This window comes from Vibrio sp. 2132-1 (assembly GCF_033344315.1).
This window is the reverse complement of sequence record NZ_JAWPON010000507.1, coordinates 1-621: the sequence shown is the minus strand read 5'-3', so window position 1 is coordinate 621 and position 621 is coordinate 1. Positions and strand designations below refer to the sequence as shown.

The 621-nt window shown below is 49.8% G+C and carries 2 protein-coding genes; both read right to left on the bottom strand.

Annotation, left to right across the window (positions count from 1 at the left end; genetic code table 11):
- Window positions 1-358, bottom strand: a 358-nt coding sequence (locus R8N47_RS26330; RefSeq protein WP_318186247.1) for a flagellar basal body P-ring protein FlgI, incomplete at its 3' end; no start/stop codon positions are given.
- Window positions 358-621: flagellar basal body L-ring protein FlgH (locus R8N47_RS26325; protein WP_318186246.1), on the bottom strand; the 264-nt coding region annotated here is incomplete at its 5' end. The genes R8N47_RS26325 and R8N47_RS26330, both read right to left, overlap by 1 nt.

The following is a 621-nucleotide window of genomic DNA, read 5'->3' as shown; positions in this document are numbered from 1 at the left end:
CACCAATGGATGACACGACCACATCTAAGGTTTGGCCCGGCCCCGCCATAGGGTCTACCGATGCCGTCACACTTACCGATGCTACGTTACGCAGTTTAGGGTCCATGCTGTCATCAATCTGAACACCAAATTGGCGCAACATGTTGGTGATGGATTGTGAGGTAAATTTTACTTGGTTGCGGTCACCTTGGCCGGCAAGACCAACCACCAAACCGTAACCGACTAATTGGTTTTCGCGGATGCCTCGAACATCCACCAAATCCATAATAGGAATTTCCACTTCAGCCTGTGAAGTCGCAGGAAGCCCTAAGGTCAATGCCAGTAGGAAAGACGAAAAAAAGGTATTGATTGGCTTCATTAGAATGGTACCCATGGGCTGTTAAAGAACTGAGTCAGCCACCCAGCAGCGTTGCTGTCTGCCAATGCGCCACGACCAGCGTAAGTGATGCGAGCATCCGCAATTCGTTGAGAAGAAACTTGGTTATTGCGAGTGATGTCATCGACGCGAACAATGCCCGTCAAACGGATAAATTCATCACCTTGATTTAAGCGCAGCCACTTTTCGCCACTGATGCGCAATACGCCATTTGGCAACACGTCATGCACCGTGACCGTGATAGC